Source organism: Actinomadura nitritigenes, from assembly GCF_017573545.1.
GTDB classification, from domain to species: Bacteria; Actinomycetota; Actinomycetes; order Streptosporangiales; family Streptosporangiaceae; genus Spirillospora; species Spirillospora nitritigenes.
In genome coordinates, this window is sequence record NZ_JAGEOK010000009.1 from 38,673 (window position 1) to 54,138 (window position 15,466).

A 15,466-nucleotide genomic window follows, 5' to 3' on the forward strand; every position below is an offset into this window, starting at 1 on the left:
GTCACCGAATGTAGCGCACTGGATACCGTGCGCCATGCTTCTCCCGGACATCGGTCCGGGACGCGGGTGCCGGGGTCCGCCCGGATCATCGGGGCAGCGAGTCTCGATAAAGCGGGCGAATTCCGGCTAAAACACTTTCCTTCGGTCGCGGAAACGGCTCATCGGAAAGCGAAATCCACGACCGGGTAAAGGATGGCAAAGACGCGCCGAGTCGTCCGGTAACGCGTCGGTGAACGCGCCCGGCGCGGTGCTACGGTCATGCCGACCGGCCCGGAACCGGACATCGAACGACGGCCCGACCAGGCCCGACGCGAGGAGTTTCCGCAGTGCGACGCCAACCGATCCGCCACGGGGCGAGCAGCCCCGATGTGCGGCGGCGCGCGCTCGGAACCGCGCTCGTGCGCGTCGCCGTCATCGCCGGATTCGCGTTCGCCGGATGGATCGCGCTCAGCTCCTTCAACCAGTCCGCTTACGCCGCCCGGAACGGCGGCGCGGAAACCGGAACCGCCGGCAGCGGAACCGCCGGCGGGAGCACCGCGGCCGGGGAGACGGAGCGGGCCGACCGGTGGAACCCGGTAAGCGACGCCGCCGGCGGCGCCTCCGGGCTCGACGGGCTCTCCACGCTCCGCCACTTCCGGTTCGCGGGCGGCCGCCCGACCGCCGGCACGCCCGGCGCCGTCACCGGCGACGTCCGCGAGGCCGGCCGGCGACCGGTCGCCTACCTGGGCGAGCGCGGGCGCGATGCCGCCGCCGACGGCGGCCACGTGGTCCGCAAGGTCGGCGGCACCGTGGACCGCACCGTGGCGAAGACCGCCGGCGCGGCCGGCGTCGCGCACCTGCGGCTGCCGGACGTCCCGTCGGACGACCACGGCGTCGGCCGGCTCGTGCCCGGCGTGGCCGCCCCGCACAGCACGGCGCACGGCGCGCCGAGGCCCGGCGCGGACGCGTCGTCCCGCCCTGACGGCGCGGCGCACGCGAAGGAGCACGGCGCCGCCCGCGCCCGCATCGCGGCGGCCGTGAAGAAGGCGGGCCACGCCTCCGCCGAGGCGCCGTCCGGGGCGCACCGCTCCGGCGGCCACTGCCGGGCGTGCGGCGACGGGCACCGCCTGCCCGGCGCGCCCGGGGCGCCGTCCGGCCAGGACGGCAACCCGCGCAGCGGCGCGCCGTCCGGCGGGCACCCGTTCGGGCCGTTCGCCGACCTCGGCTCCGCGCAGCGCCCGCAGGCGCCGCGCGCCCTCGACACCGGTGCCTTCCACCGCACCGCGCTGACCGACGAGGCGGCCCCGGGCCGTCCCTCGGTCGTCCCCGACTAGCACCCGCCACCGGGGCGTCGCGCGCATCCGCGCGGTCCCGTGCCGGAAGCCGCCCTCACCCGCCCGCGGGCCTCCCGCGCCGCGCGCCGGACGGCCGCTTCCCGCCCTCCCCTCGCCTCTCCACCGATCTTTCTCTCCGAACGGCACGGTCCTGGCCAGACCGCTGCCCGCTGCGCTCACCCGGACGGTGCACGCAGTGATCATCACCGATTCACCGATTCACCGAAAGAAGGAGCAACACCATGCGCATCTGGGCAAGGAACACCGGCCGCGCCGCCCTCGTCGCGGCGGGCTGCGTCGCGATGGGGACGTCCGGACTCGGCGCCCCCGCCTCGGCGGACAACCGCACCAGCGGGGACCTGTCCATCCTGGGCGGCAACCAGATCGTCGCGCCGATCTCGATACCGATCGACGTCAGCGGCAACGCCATCGGCGCCGCCGCCGGCATCGCCCAGGCCGGCTCGAAGGGCGGCGCGTCCGTCGAGCGGCGCGGCCGCGACGGCGGCGACATGCACACCTCGGGCAACCTGTCGATCGGCGGCGGCAACCAGCTCTACGCCCCGATCTCCATCCCGGTGGACGTCTGCGGCAACGCCGTCGGCGCCCTCGTCGGCATCGCGCGGGCCGGCTGCAAGGGCGGCGCCACCGTCAAGAGCGGCGGGCACCACCACCACAGCGGCTGGCGCGCCGGACGCGAGGCCACCGTTCCGGGCGAGCGCCAGGCGCCCACCGGTCCGGGCGGCCGCCAGGCGCCCGCGGCACCGGGTGGGCTCCAGGCGCCGACCGCGCCGGGCGAGCGCCAGGCGCCCGCCGCCGGCAACGGCCGCATGGGCGGCTGGGACGGCGGCTGGGGCGGCCACGAGCACGGCATGAAGACGTCCGGGAACCTGTCCATCCTGGGCGGCAACCAGGTGTACGCGCCGATCTCCGTGCCGGTGAACGTCTGCGGCAACGCCGTCTCCCTCATCGCGGGGATCACCCAGGCCGGCTGCAAGGGCGGCGCCTCCGTCGAGCGCAAGGGCGACGAAGGGCCGAACATGAAGACGTCCGGGAACCTGTCCATCCTGGGCGGCAACCAGGTGTACGCGCCGATCTCCGTCCCCGTGAACGTCTGCGGCAACGCGATCGGCGCGATCCTCGGCATCGCGCAGGCGGGCTGCAAGGGCGGCGCCTCCGTCACCAGCGGCGGCCACGAGCACCACGAGCCGCCGATCAAGCACTTCCCGAAGAAGCCGCACCACAAGCCGCCCTACAAGCCGTCCAAGCACCGCCCGGCGGCCGGGCACCACAAGCTGCCGTCCACCCTGCGGGGGACCAGCGAGCGGATCGCGATGGGCCCGGACTACCGCAGCGCCGACGGCCTGCCCGCCGTGCAGGACCTGCTGGGCAAGGTCGCCCGGATCGCCAGGCCGGTCGCGAACGTCACGCCGGGGCAGGTCGGCACGCAGCTGCCGCAGGGCGGCGAGGCGCCGGTCAAGCTGGGCACCGCGCTGACCCACTGAGTCATGACCGGCCCGGATGACGATCCGCGCGGCCGGCCGAGCCGACGGTGAAGGGGACGGCAGACGTGCCGCCCCCTTCCCCGCGTCCGGGCGGCGCGGCCCTCCCGTGCGGGCCGCGCCGCCCGGTTCCCGTGTCACGGGAGACGGAGACGGATGGTGGAGATCGAGACGATGGCGAAGACGATGCCGGAGACGAAGACGATGCAAGGGACGAAGATGGTGGACGACGGAAGGCGGGACGACGGGTCGTGGGTCGGCACGCCGCCGGGCGCGAGGGCCTCACGGGTGCCGGCGAGGGCGCTGCCCGCGGTGGCGTTCCTCGCCGCCGGATGCGTGGCGGCGGCCGGGACGCCGGCGGCGCACGCCGCGCCGGCCGGGACCCGCGCCGTCGCGGCCGCGCCGGGCCGGACCGCCGCCGCGCACGCCGCCCGGCCGCGGATCGGGAAGGTGATCGCCACCATCTCGATCAAGCGGATCCACCTGAAGATCAAGGTGCGGGAGGGCGTCTCGCGCCGCGTGCTCAGCAAGGGCGTCGGCCACTACCCGAGGACGGCCCCGCCCGGCACTCTCGGCAACACCGTCCTGCTGGGCCACCGCACCACGTGGCTGCACCCGTTCGGCGCGCTCGACCGGCTGCGGCGCGGCGACCGGATCGTCCTCAAGGCGCACCACAGGACCTACGTCTACCGGGTGCGCGGCAGGCACATCATCGTGCCGACGGACCGGCGCGCCCTCGAACCCGTGCCCTTCAAACCCGGAAAGGCGCCGAACGGCGAGTACATCACGCTCATCAGCTGCACCCCGAAGGGCTCGGACCGGCACCGCATCGTCGTCGTCGGGAAGATGGGGAAATGACGTCGCCGGGGGAGCGGAACGAACCGGCGCGGGATTCCGGTCAGGCGGACGACCGGGCCCCGTACAGCGCGATGAGCCCGTCGTAGTCGCCCTTCCCCAGGGCGGCCGGGTCGTCGTCGCAGGCCGCGACGGTCGGGGCCATCGTCAGCTTGGAATGCTGCGACCCTTCGACGTGCCCGAGGCCGAGCATGTGGCCCGTCTCGTGCGTCGTGACGGCCGCGGCGTCGTAGCTGCCCGCCGGGCAGAACGAGCCGTCCTGCGGGCCCGCCCACCACTTCTTCCCCTGCTCCTGGAGCGCGGTGTCGCTCTCGATCGTCGTCGGGCCCCGGAACCAGGTGCAGGTCGCCGCGAGGACGTCGGGCTCCGCGCCCGGCATCGCCTCCCAGCCCGAGACGTTCGTCCCGTCGCGGTCGCCGCAGACGGCACCGGCGGTCACGTTCGGCGCCTTGGTCGTCTGCCCCGCGTACTTCGCCGAGACGTCCGGCAGCGGCGCGAACGCGTGGGACGGAGTGCAGTCCGTCCTGGCCTCGAACACGTTGGAGACCCCGGCCGACACGCCCGACATCGGCAGGCCCGCCGTCCCCGGGTAGTAGTGCCACTCGATCGTGGAGCCCTTCGGCCACTTGCTCGGTTCCTGCTGGTAGGCGTCGTCCTTGCAGGCGTCCAGCGGCGCGCGGAACTCGCGCGGCCGGCCCTGCGGCACGCGCGTCCCGGTGGTGGTGAGGGTGATCTCGCCCTTCGCCTCGTCGACCCCGACGCGCAGCTCGGACGCGCCGTCGGTGCGCAGCGCGTGCGCGGTCACCGAGGTGCCGTCGGCCGGGACCGTCGCGGCCAGCCCGTTCTCGCCGCGCACCACCCGGCCGCGCAGGTCGCACTCGGAGATCCTGATCTTCTGCGGCATCGCCCGCGCGGTGAGCGTCCCCTCCGGCGCGCACCAGCCCGGCGGGCGCCGGTCCGGCGACGGCTCGGCGGCCCCGGCGGCGACCGCCCCCGCGGTGATCGCGCCCCCGGCGACGGTGCACGACAGGGCGGCGGCGCGCCAGGCGCCGGTGCGCCGCCCGCGTCCGGCGGGCGTGACGTCGTCCATGCCATTTCTCCGATGTGTCGGTACAGCCTCTCGCGCTCCAGCCGTCAGTCTTTCGCGGCGCCGGAAAAGGCAAACCGGCACAGGCTAAAATGATCACCACATTGGGAATAGCGCCATTGTCAAAAAGGCGGCCATCTGCGCATCTTCCGGAAAAAGGGTGGACGGGGCGGCCGGTGCCGCACGGTCAGGGTCGGGCAAATCGCCGTCCATCATTCGGTAAACGCGTTTACCGGTGCGCAGTACGGAAAAATCAGGAGGTAATCAGGCAACTCGGGGGTGTTCAACGTGCAGACGCAGACACAGGTGCGGGAACTCATGGGCATGAGCGTGACCGACACCCACGGCGCCAAGGTCGGCACGGTCAAGCAGGTCTACCTCAACGACGACTCCGGCGCGCCGGAGTGGGTGACGGTGCACACCGGATGGTTCGGGATGCGGGAGAGCTTCGTCCCGCTGTCCGGCGCCCGCAAGGCCCAGGACATGCTGCAGGTCCCCTACGACAAGGAGACGATCAAGGGCGCGCCCAACGTGGACGCCGACGAGCACCTCTCGCACGCCCAGATCGTCGACCTGTACCGGCACTACGGCGTGCGCCCGCCGAGCGGCCGCCGCACGGAGGGCGGCGAGGGCACGGCCGAGGGACGCGCCGAGGGCGGCACGGGCCGCGGCGCGGACATGGGGACGGCCGGCGACCGGGGCGTGGCCGGCGAACAGGGCACGGCCGGCGAGCGGGCCGCGTCCGGCCAGGGCACGACCGGCGAGCAGGGCAGGGCGCCGTCCGGCATGGCCGACACCGCCGGAACCGCGGGCACCTCGGGCACGTCCGGCACCTCCGCCGGCGGCACCGGGACCGCGGGCACCGCCGGCGCCGCCGGGATGGCCGTCCACCCCGAGCGGGACAAGCGCGGCGAGCCGCTGCCCGCCCAGCCCGGCGCCCCGATGACCGAGATCACGCGGTCCGAGGAGCGGCTGCGCATCGACACCGAGCGCCACGAGTCCGGCCGCGTGCACGTGCGCAAGTGGGTGGAGACCGAGATGGTCGAGCGGACCGTCCCGGTCAGCCACGAGGAGATCAAGATCGACCGGGAGCCGATCACGGACGGGCGGCCCGGCGTGCAGGTCACCATCACCGAGGACGACCAGGAGATCATCCTCTACGAGGAGCGCCCGGTCGTCGCCAAGGAGACCGTTCCGGTGGAGCGCCTCCGGATCCGCACCGAGCAGGTGCAGGACGAGCAGACCGTCCGCGGTGAGCTGCGCAAGGAGCGCGTCGAGGTCACGCGCGACGACGGCACGCACGCCGAGCACGGCGAGGGCGGCGGGCGCCACCAGGGCTGAGTCCCGGTCCCGGTCCCGCATCGCACCGCCCGACACGTAGCCCGACACGCCCGGTATCGCCCGGCACCTCCGAGTCCCCGGACCGGACGCGCCCGGTCGGCCATCCACCCGCAGGCCGGCCGGGCGCCCCGGCGTGCTCGCCTCCGTCCGGAACGGTAATGAGCGTACGATTCCGGACATGCCGACCGTCGCGCTCGCCGTCAGCGAAGGCATCACCCTGTTCGAGGTCGCCGCGCCCTGCGAGGTGTTCGGCGTCGACCGCGGCCTCGCCGACCCCTGGTACGACTTCACCGTCTGCGCCCCCGCGTCCGTCCGGCTCGGCGGCTGGTTCCAGGTGGACGCCCCGCGCGGGCTCGACGGCCTCGCCGCCGCCGGCACCGTGATCGTCCCGGCCTGCCGGAACGTCCTGGAGGAGCCGCCCGCGGACCTCGTCGCCGCGGTCCGCGACGCGCACGACGCGGGCGCCCGGGTGGTGTCGATCTGCACCGGCGCGTTCGTCCTGGCGGCCGCCGGGCTGCTGGACGGGCGCCGCGCCACCACCCACTGGATGCACGCGGCGCGCCTCGCCGAGCTGTACCCGCGCGTCGAGGTCGACCCCGGCGTGCTCTACATCGACGACGGGACCGTGATGACGTCGGCGGGCAAGGCCGCCGGCATGGACCTGTGCCTGCACATCGTCCGCCTCGACCACGGCGCCGCCGTCGCGAACGACCTGGCGCGGCGGCTCGTCGTCCCGCCGCACCGGCCCGGCGGGCAGGCCCAGTACATCCCCGCGCCCGTCGGGCCCGGCCGCGAGCACGCCCTCGCCGGCCTGCTCCCGTGGGCGCTCGCCCGGCTGCACGAGCCGCTGACCGTCGAGGACCTTGCCCGCCGCGCCGGGATGAGCTCCCGCAACCTGGCGCGGCACTTCCACGCCGTCGCCGGGACCACGCCGCTGCGGTGGCTGCACGCCCAGCGCGTCCGCCGCGCGCAGGAGCTGCTGGAGACGACCGACGACGGCGTCGACCTGATCGCCGACCGGACCGGAATGGGCACCGCGGCCACGCTCCGCCGGCACTTCCACCGCGCCCTCGGCGTCTCGCCGGACGCCTACCGGCGCACGTTCCGCGCTTCGGCCCTTCCCAGCTGATCACCCGGTCCGTTCCGGGGCGGCGCCGGTGCGGGGGTCTCCGGTGTGGGAATCTCCGGTGCGAAGGGCTTCGGTGCGAGGGGCTTCGGCGCGGGACCGTCCGGTGCGGGCCAGTGTGGCGAGGGTCAGCGCGGCGAGGCCCGTCATGGCGAGCAGGAGGACGGGCGGCGAGGCGAGCCGTCCGGCGGCGGCCAGCGGGAACGGCACCGCGAAGCCGACGTAGGAGACGGCCTGGTAGACCGACGTCAGCGCGGCGAGACGCCCGGGGCGGGCGAGCCGCTGCACCTCCTGCAGCCCGCAGACCTGGCAGCACCCGTACGCCGCGCCGAGCACCAGCGCCGCCGCGACCACCAGGACCGGGCCGGACGCGGCGGCCGCGCACGTCGCCACGAGCATCCCGGCGGTGACGAGGCCCAGCGCGGTCATGAGCAGCCGCCGCGGCGCGTGGACCCGGCGGGCGAGCGGCTGGACGGCGATCCCCGCCGCCGCCGTCAGCGTCGTGACGGCCGCGCCGAACACGAGGGCGTGCCCGCCGAGACGGTCGCCGACCAGCCCCGGAAGGTACGCGAGCGCGACCGACGCGGACCCGAACACCCAGGGCGCCAGCGGCACCACGACCGTCAGGAACCGGTGCCCGAGCGCCTCGGGGACGCGCAGCGCGTCCCGGAGGCGGTCCGGCGCGTCCGTCCGGCGGCCGGTCTCCGGGGCGCGGGCCGCGAGCGGCAGCGCGAGGCAGGCGAGGAGCAGGTGCGGGACGTACGGCGCGACGGTCGGGGCGGGCGCCCACTGCGCGAGCAGCCCGGCGACCAGCGGCCCGAGCCCGAACCCGGTGCTCATCGCGACCGTCAGGCGGCGGGGCGCCGCGCCCGCCGCCGTCGCCGGCAGCTCCTTGATCCAGGCCGCGCCGGCGCTGAACGCGGCGCCGCTCGCGGCGCCCGCGACGAGCCGCCCCGCGAACAGCCAGCCGGCGCCCGTCCCGCCGAGGACCAGCAGGACCGTCCCGGCGGCGGACGCGGCGAGCGCCGGGACGAGCACGCGGCGGCGGCCGAGGCGGTCGGAGACCGGACCGCCGAGCAGCAGCCCGGGGACGAGCCCGAGCACGTACATGCCGAACGTGGCCTGCACGGTCGTCGCGGAGAGGCCGAGCCTGGCCCGGTACAGCGGCAGGAGCGGCGCGAACTGCTGCGCTCCCCACCCCACCGTCGCGACGGCGAGCCCGGCCCTCCACCAGGACCGCCCGCCGATGCCGAAGTCGTTCATGGCGCCATGCTCCGCGGCGGGACGGGCGCCGCACGAGCGGCTGGAACGACGACCTCCGCGCAGTTTCGGACACCGCGGTTCCGGACGCCGCGGGGCGGTCGCGGTCGCGGCGCCGGAGGGGGCGCGCGGCCGGGTGTGGCCACTGCGCCGGGACGGGCGGCCGGGGCGGCGCGCGGCCGGGCAGCGCGAAGGCGAGCGGGGCGACCGGCGCCCGACCCCGCCCGACCGGCTTATTTCGGCCAATGATTTAAATAGTGAATTTAGTCGTCGTCAAGCCGTCCGCCCCATGCTTCGATCAAGATCATCGGGACCCGGCGGGGGCTCCTTGACAGGTGATCAAGGCCGGGAGAGGTTCCTTCTGACGCTGAAGCCCGCCGCAGGGGTCATGGCCGTCCGGGCGCGCCGTGACCCCGTCCGCCCACCCGCGGACACGGGCGGGCGCGCGGTCCACCGGGCCGCGCGCGCCGTCGTCGCCGTCACGACCCAGGAGGGACCTTGCGACACCCCCACACCCGAACGGCCACCCGGATCAGGCGTTCGCTGATCGCGCTCGCGGTCGCCGCCTCCGCCGTACCCGCGGCGTCCGGCCCGGCCCTCGCGGACGCACCCGCCTCCGCGCCCTACCTCAACCCGCGGCTCCCCGTCGCCCAGCGCGTCTCCGACCTGCTCGGCCGGATGACGCTCGAAGAGAAGATCGGCCAGATGACGCAGGCCGAACGCGGCGCCATCGACTCCGACCCGAGCCAGATCACCGGGCTCGCGCTCGGCTCGGTGCTGTCCGGCGGCGGGTCCGTGCCGGCCGACAACACCCCGTCCGGCTGGGCCGACATGGTCGACCGGTACCAGGCCGCCGCGCTCAAGACCCGGCTGAAGATCCCGCTGCTGTACGGGATCGACTCGGTGCACGGCGACAACAACCTCGTCGGCGCCACGGTCTTCCCGCACAACAACGCGATGGGCGCCACCCGCGACCCCGCACTCGTCCGCGAGGAAGAGCGGATCACCGCCACCGAGACGCGCGCGACCGGCCCGCAGTGGGTGTTCGCCCCCTGCATCTGCGTCTCCCGCGACCTCCGCTGGGGACGGACGTACGAGTCCTTCAGCGAGGACCCCGCGCTCGTCATGCAGATGGAGACCGCCCTCGAAGGCTTCCAGGGGCGCACCACCAAGGACCTCGCCGACCCCACGCACGTCCTCGCCACCGCCAAGCACTACGCGGGCGACGGCGACACCAAGTACGGGTCGTCCACCAGCGGCACCTACACGATCGACCAGGGCGTCACCATCACCGACCGCGCCCACTTCAACAAGATCGACCTGGCACCGTACGTGCCGGCCGTGCGCAAGTACCACGTCGGCAGCATCATGCCGTCGTTCTCCAGCGTCGACTGGACCGAGGACGGCGTCGGCAACCCCGTCAAGATGAGCGCCAGCAAGGAGCTGCTCACCGACGTCCTCAAGAAGAAGATCGGGTTCGACGGGTTCCTGATCAGCGACTGGGAGGCCATCCACCAGCTCCCCGGTGACTACGCCGCCCAGGTCCGCACGGCCGTCAACGCCGGCATGGACATGTTCATGGAGCCCTACAGCGCGCCCCAGTTCGAGCAGACCCTCCTCGCCGAGGTGAAGGCCGGACGCGTCGCGACGTCCCGCATCGACGACGCCGTCGCCCGCATCCTCAAGGCCAAGTTCGAACTCGGGCTCTTCGAGCACCCCTACACGGACCGCACCAACATCAAGTCCGTCGGATCGCCCGCGCACCGCGCCGTCGCCCGCCGCGCCGTCGCCGAGTCGCAGGTGCTGCTGAAGAACTCCGGCGGCGTCCTGCCGCTGAAGAAGTCGCAGCGCATCTACGTCGCCGGCGTCAACGCCAACGACATGGGCAACCAGGCCGGCGGCTGGACCGTCACCTGGCAGGGAGCCTCCGGCAACACCATTCCCGGGACCACGATCCTGCAGGGCATCCAGCAGAACGCCAAGAACGTCACCTACAGCGCCGACGCCTCCGCGCCCACGGCCGGAAGCGACGTCGGAGTCGTCGTCGTGGGCGAGACGCCCTACGCCGAAGGCGTCGGCGACGTCGGCAACGGCCACACCCTCAACCTGTCCGACGCCGACAAGGCCAACATCGACAAGGTCTGCTCCGCCATCAAGAAGTGCGTCGTCCTGGACGTCGCCGGGCGGCCGCAGATCGTCACCGGCGAACTGCCGAAGATGGACGCGTTCGTGATGTCGTGGCTGCCCGGCAGCGAGGGCGCCGGCGTCTCCGACACGCTCTTCGGGAACCGCCCGTTCACCGGCCGCCTGTCCTACACGTGGCCGCGCAGCGAGTCCCAGGAGCCGATCAACGTCGGCGACAAGAACTACGACCCGCTGTTCCCCTACGGCTACGGGCTCCGCACCCACCGCTGAGCCGCCCGCCCTTCCGGCGCCGCGGGCTTCCCGCCCCGGCGCCGGAAGGCCCCGGCGTCCCCGCGCCATCGCCCGCACGAGCACTGCCCGCAACGACCGGTGGCCGCCCATCGGCGCGATCGCCCGTCGCTCCGGCCCGCGTGAGGTGCTGAGCGCCCCGTGACCGACTCGCCCGAGGAACAGCTCCTAGCCGGCGGACTGCGGAAGGCTCTCCCTGGCCTTCGCGTAGTCGCCCGTCGGAGCGCCCTCGTCGCGGCGGTAGACCAGGTGCACGACGCCGGTCGTGAAGGTCTCCGACGAGATGAGCGTCAGCGGCAGCGGCGCGTCCATGTCCTCGAACAGCCGCATCCCCGTGCCCACGGCGATCGGATGGACGAGCAGGTGCAGCTCGTCGAGGAGCCCTGCCGCCAGCAGCCGGCGGACGAGCGACACCGACCCGCTGATCGCGATGCCCGACGTCGACGGTTCGTCCTTCAACGCCGTCACGGCCTCGATGAGGTCGCCCTTGAGCTGCTCGGAGTTGCGCCAGGCGAATTCGAGCTCCCGCGTGGACACCACGATCTTGCGGGCGTCACCGAGCTTCTTGGCGAAGGCCGCGTCCTCGGCACCGGCCTTCTCCCGGTCCGGCCACGCACCCGCGAAACTGTCATAGGTCCGGCGGCCGAGCAGCAGGGTGTCTGCCGAGCGCATCTGGGCGTCGACGGCCTCGCCCATCTGCTCGTTGAAGTACGGGAAGTGCCAGTCCTGCGGGTTCTCGACGACTCCGTCGAGCGAGATGAACAGCCCTGCGGTGATCTTCCGCATCCTGGTGCTCCTTGGACGATCGCGATATTTCACGGTGCTCACAGGGTTCGACCAGCGCCGTCCCTGGAACTCATCGGTCGCCGGCAAGGGGAGAGGCCCTCCGGACCGGGGAGCGCTGTTGAGGCGTGGGGCGTTGCTGGGGCTGCCAAGAGGAGGTGGGCCGGGTGCGTGAAGGAGCGGCAACCGGCGAGCTTGCCCGAGGCAGCGCGGTGTGAGGCCAGGTGCGGTGTGAGCCAGGGCTGGTGGGGCTCGATGGTGGAGGCGGCGTGGGGGCGGAGTGGGGGCGAGGTTGTGGGGCGTCCTGAGGGGAGGCCATAGGCGAGGCGGGGCCAGACGGTGCCGCAGGCGGGGCGAGACGGTGCCATAGGCGGTATGAGGCCAAGGGCGGCGTGAGGCCAGGGGCGGTGTGAGGCCAGGGGCGGTGCGGGGCGGGATGGTGCCCAAGACGTGGGGGGCGGCGGTGTGGGGGCGGCGAGGTGCCGAGGTGCCGAGGTGCCAAGGTCGGAGATCGGTGTGCGGGTTCGAAAGTCTTCAATATGGATGTTCGAGAGATTGGCAAGAGGGGTGTTCGGGTGGTGGGGTGGCGCTGGCGTACGGGGCCGCCCCTCCAAAGTCAAGGGCGCCTTCGGCGTCGCTTCGCGATGGACTTCGTCCACCCTTGACTTTGGAGCCTCTGCGGCCCCTGAGGCAGCGTTAAGGGGCAGGCTCCGCCTGCCCCGCCCCGGGTCGCGCCACCCCACCACCCCCTTCCGTAAGATGCGAATCCCCCTCCTGGGAAACGTCCCGAAGGGCCCACTGCCTTTCCCGCCGAAAAATACCGGATGGAATGTGCCGTGAACGGCCATGAATGTCGGTCACACAGGGTACTATTTACGTATGCAATCAGTGACGGTCGAGCTTGAGGCCGCGTCCACCATGGAACTGGTGAACGCGCTCTCAACCATCGCCACTGAACTCGCCTCGCGAGAAGCCCCCGAATCAGCTGCCGCGTGCCTGGAGCTTGCCGAAGCCCTCGTGGCCGCCTCCGATAAGCAGGAAAGTGCGCTCGCCGCATTCATCGGCCGAGTCGACGCCACCAAAGAGCAGGCCCGGTGGGGATATCCCTCCACCCAAGCATGGCTGCGGTCCCGGCTGGGCATGCGCGACAACCGCGCCAAGGAGCGCCTGATTCTTGCCCGGCAGCGGCGTCGCCTCCCGCAGGTGGTTGAGCAGCTCGCAGCCGGGGAGCTGTCCTACGGTTACGCCGTCACCGTCGCCGACTCGGTCTCACGTTTGGACGACCACGACTGCGCCGAGGCCGAGGCGACCCTGCTCGGGTTCGTCGACCAGGGCTTCTCCGCCGGGAAGGTCGCCGCGTTCGGCCGCCGCATCCGCGACCTCATCGCCGAACGCGACAACACCGAAGACGCCCCCGATGAGGATTCTCGGCGCGGCTACGACAAGTCGTGGCTCACCACCACTCGTTCACTGGACGGCGGCCGGTATGTGAAGGGGTGGCTGAACCCTGAGGACGCCGCGATCTGGGACGGCACCCTGGCGCCGCTGGCCAAGCCGGCCGGGCCTGATGACCACCGCGACCTCCCCGAACGCACCGCAGCCGCCCTCTCCAGCGTCCTATCCGGCGGGCACAAAGCCTCCAAGGTCACCGTGATCTGCGACCTGGAGACCCTGACCGGCGGCAACGCCCCGGCCCGCCTCACCGACGGCACCCCCATCCCCGCCGCCCAGGCGCGACGCATCGCCCTGGCCGCCGGGGTATCGCCCCTGCTCCTCGGGCGCGGAAACACCCCGCTGTACCTGGGCTATCGGGAGCGGTTCGCTTCGGCAGCACAGCGGCAGGTGCTGGAGACGCTCTACTCCTCGTGTGCGGTGCGAGGCTGCGAGGTCCCCGGGACACTGTGCGAGATCGACCATGTCCACGGGTGGGCACTCGGGCGGTCGCCGACCGACATCGATCAGCTCGCACTCGCCTGCGGATGGCACAACCGGTTCAAACACGCCAACCCCGACCAGATCCAGATCACCAAGGATCACGACGGGCGGTACGTCTACCGGCTACTCCCACCAGCCGACGCCAGAGGACCCGCGACCGAGGCCGGACCACCGGGAAGCATCGGCCCACCCGACAACCCCGCGCTCGACTGGGCCGCATAACCGCACCACCCCGCCACACCGGACCCGGTCATGCCCTGCGCCGGTCTACCGCCCGCATCCACCCCGGTGACGGGCGGCCCCGGCATGCCCACACCACAGACGACGGGCGGCCCCTCACACCGGGCCGCGCATGCCCCACCAGACAGCCCGCAGCGAAACCACCCCAGCCAACCCGGCCACTACTACACCGCCCAACAGCACCGATCGCCCCACGCCACCCTGGACCGGGACCGCATAACCACCCCGCCCCCGCGCAACGCCGCACCCGGCCATGCTCGCCCATGCCCGGCGCCGGTCCATTCGCACCTATCCGCATGACGGGCGAGTTGGCCTCCCCGCATGAGATCGCGATACCGCTGCAATGGCCGAGACCGCCCCGGCGAACGCAGCGCGCTTGCCCTTCGGCTCCCGTACTCTTCTTCGCACCTTCCAAAAGGACTTGGTTCCTTACGGAAGGGGGTGGTGGGGTGGCGCGACCCGGGGCGGGGCAGGCGGAGCCTGCCCCTAACGCTGCCTCAGGGGCCGCAGAGGCTCCAAAGTCAAGGGTGGACGAAGTCCATCGCGAAGCGACGCCGAAGGCGCCCTTGACTTTGGAGGGGCGGCCCCGTACGCCAGCGCCACCCCACCACCCGAACACCCTTTTCGCCGATTGTCGTGCTACCCGTAACAAGGTCCATGGTTCATGATCCATCTGCTGGCAGGCAAGGCCAATACGATCCTCAGATGCAGGAACGCCCCAAAAGCCTCCGCGCTCTATTGTTCGAACCATGAGATAGCTATTATCTAATGTACCTTGTGCTGCTTGAACATTAAGAATGTTCGATGCCCGGCGCCCTCAGGAAGTCCTCAATCTATATCCACAGCCTGTGGATCCGACTGAGGGGGCCGACACACGGCAGGGCAAGGCAAGGCAAGGCAGGGGCGGAGTCGCTACGTGAGCACAAAGACGACCTCCGGCCCCGATCATTTCAGGCCGTGGCAGTCGGGGCAGTCGGGGTCGTCGTCGCGGTCGTGATGGCTTCGAATGCCTGGGGCAGGTCGGTGATGCCGTCGGAGGCCAGGAAGTGGCCGGCGCCGGGGACGGCCTCGGCGGTCGTCCCGAGCAGCTGTGCGAGGCGGTCGGTGTGGCCGGTCGGGACGTACGGGTCCGCGTCCGAGCGGAGGATCGTGAGCCGGTCGATGCGGGCGGCGAGGCCCTCGACGTCGCAGCCGTCCGCGATGTAGGCGTCCAGTTCCGGGAGGGCGGGCAGCGGGTCGACGAAACCGGCTACCAGCACGAGGGTGCCGAGACGCCAGGGGGACGGGAGCGAGCGCAGGTGGCGGAGGACGGTGAGGCAGCCGAGGCTGTGCGCGACGATGACCGAGCCCTCGTCGGGGGTGCCGACGTCGGCGCGGACGGCGTCCGTCCACTCGGCGGGGTCGGGGCTCTCGGGGGTCGGGAGGGCCGGGATCGTGGTGGGGACGCCGGCCTGCCGGAGCCGCTCGGCGAGCCGGCCGAACCAGTGGTCCGCGGGGGTGGCGCCGTAGCCGTGGACGATCGACGCGCGCCGCCCGGATGTCGGGGTCGTCATGCCACGGGACCGTAGGGCCTCACATCAGTGTGAGGGTCAAG

11 protein-coding genes are annotated in these 15,466 nt (G+C 72.8%); 7 read left to right on the forward strand and 4 right to left on the reverse strand.

Going from position 1 to position 15,466, the window contains the following annotated elements:
• Positions 1-326: 326 nt before the first annotated feature.
• From J4557_RS15150 to J4557_RS15160, 3 genes are all read left to right on the forward strand, one after another.
• Complete coding sequence (locus J4557_RS15150) at positions 327-1,313, forward strand: hypothetical protein (RefSeq protein ID WP_208267170.1); 987 nt, start codon at positions 327-329, stop codon at positions 1,311-1,313.
• A gap of 242 nt (positions 1,314-1,555) precedes the next feature.
• Positions 1,556-2,815, forward strand: a complete 1,260-nt coding sequence (locus J4557_RS15155; protein ID WP_208267171.1) for a chaplin family protein — start codon at positions 1,556-1,558, stop codon at positions 2,813-2,815.
• A gap of 153 nt (positions 2,816-2,968) precedes the next feature.
• Entirely contained in the window at positions 2,969-3,670 is a 702-nt protein-coding gene (locus tag J4557_RS15160) for a class E sortase (RefSeq protein WP_208267172.1), read from the forward strand.
• 40 nt (positions 3,671-3,710) lie between these two features.
• Here the strand turns inward: J4557_RS15160 and J4557_RS15165 are convergent, their stop codons facing one another.
• A complete protein-coding gene (locus J4557_RS15165; protein ID WP_208267173.1) occupies positions 3,711-4,757 on the reverse strand; it encodes a matrixin family metalloprotease in 1,047 nt (348 codons plus the stop codon).
• Between the two features lie 285 nt (positions 4,758-5,042).
• Between J4557_RS15165 and J4557_RS15170 the strand changes: the two genes are divergently transcribed.
• Together J4557_RS15170 and J4557_RS15175 are read left to right on the forward strand one after the other, a co-directional pair.
• Positions 5,043-6,095: a DUF2382 domain-containing protein gene (locus tag J4557_RS15170; RefSeq protein ID WP_307799819.1), complete on the forward strand. Its 1,053-nt coding sequence runs from the start codon at positions 5,043-5,045 to the stop codon at positions 6,093-6,095.
• A 178-nt stretch (positions 6,096-6,273) separates the two neighbouring features.
• Entirely contained in the window at positions 6,274-7,224 is a 951-nt protein-coding gene (locus J4557_RS15175) for a helix-turn-helix domain-containing protein (protein ID WP_208267174.1), read from the forward strand.
• On the opposite strand, the gene J4557_RS15180 is transcribed toward J4557_RS15175, so the two are convergent.
• Entirely contained in the window at positions 7,225-8,484 is a 1,260-nt protein-coding gene (locus J4557_RS15180) for an MFS transporter (protein ID WP_208267175.1), read from the reverse strand.
• 495 nt (positions 8,485-8,979) lie between these two features.
• Between J4557_RS15180 and J4557_RS15185 the strand changes: the two genes are divergently transcribed.
• Positions 8,980-10,896 (forward strand): glycoside hydrolase family 3 protein, encoded by a 1,917-nt coding sequence (locus tag J4557_RS15185; protein ID WP_243775814.1) that lies wholly within the window; start codon positions 8,980-8,982, stop codon positions 10,894-10,896.
• Between the two features lie 186 nt (positions 10,897-11,082).
• Here the strand turns inward: J4557_RS15185 and J4557_RS15190 are convergent, their stop codons facing one another.
• Positions 11,083-11,700 (reverse strand): dihydrofolate reductase family protein, encoded by a 618-nt coding sequence (locus J4557_RS15190; protein WP_208267176.1) that lies wholly within the window; start codon positions 11,698-11,700, stop codon positions 11,083-11,085.
• A gap of 876 nt (positions 11,701-12,576) precedes the next feature.
• Between J4557_RS15190 and J4557_RS15195 the strand changes: the two genes are divergently transcribed.
• Positions 12,577-13,854 carry an HNH endonuclease signature motif containing protein gene (locus J4557_RS15195; protein ID WP_208267177.1) on the forward strand — a complete coding sequence of 426 codons (1,278 nt, stop codon included), beginning with the start codon at positions 12,577-12,579 and terminating at the stop codon, positions 13,852-13,854.
• 968 nt (positions 13,855-14,822) lie between these two features.
• Here J4557_RS15195 and J4557_RS15200 read toward each other — a convergent pair.
• A complete protein-coding gene (locus J4557_RS15200; protein ID WP_208267178.1) occupies positions 14,823-15,425 on the reverse strand; it encodes an RBBP9/YdeN family alpha/beta hydrolase in 603 nt (200 codons plus the stop codon).
• Positions 15,426-15,466 lie beyond the last annotated feature (41 nt).

What these genes read in the sequence shown, in the direction of transcription:
- J4557_RS15180 (WP_208267175.1), bottom strand. Translation starts at nt 8,484, where the DNA reads ATGAACGACTTCGGCATCGGCGGGCGGTCCTGGTGGAGGGCCGGGCTC.
- J4557_RS15155 (WP_208267171.1), top strand. Translation starts at nt 1,556, where the DNA reads ATGCGCATCTGGGCAAGGAACACCGGCCGCGCCGCCCTCGTCGCGGCG.
- J4557_RS15200 (WP_208267178.1), bottom strand. Translation starts at nt 15,425, where the DNA reads ATGACGACCCCGACATCCGGGCGGCGCGCGTCGATCGTCCACGGCTAC.
- J4557_RS15195 (WP_208267177.1), top strand. Translation starts at nt 12,577, where the DNA reads ATGCAATCAGTGACGGTCGAGCTTGAGGCCGCGTCCACCATGGAACTG.
- J4557_RS15165 (WP_208267173.1), bottom strand. Translation starts at nt 4,757, where the DNA reads ATGGACGACGTCACGCCCGCCGGACGCGGGCGGCGCACCGGCGCCTGG.
- J4557_RS15190 (WP_208267176.1), bottom strand. Translation starts at nt 11,700, where the DNA reads ATGCGGAAGATCACCGCAGGGCTGTTCATCTCGCTCGACGGAGTCGTC.
- J4557_RS15160 (WP_208267172.1), top strand. Translation starts at nt 2,969, where the DNA reads ATGGTGGAGATCGAGACGATGGCGAAGACGATGCCGGAGACGAAGACG.
- J4557_RS15175 (WP_208267174.1), top strand. Translation starts at nt 6,274, where the DNA reads ATGCCGACCGTCGCGCTCGCCGTCAGCGAAGGCATCACCCTGTTCGAG.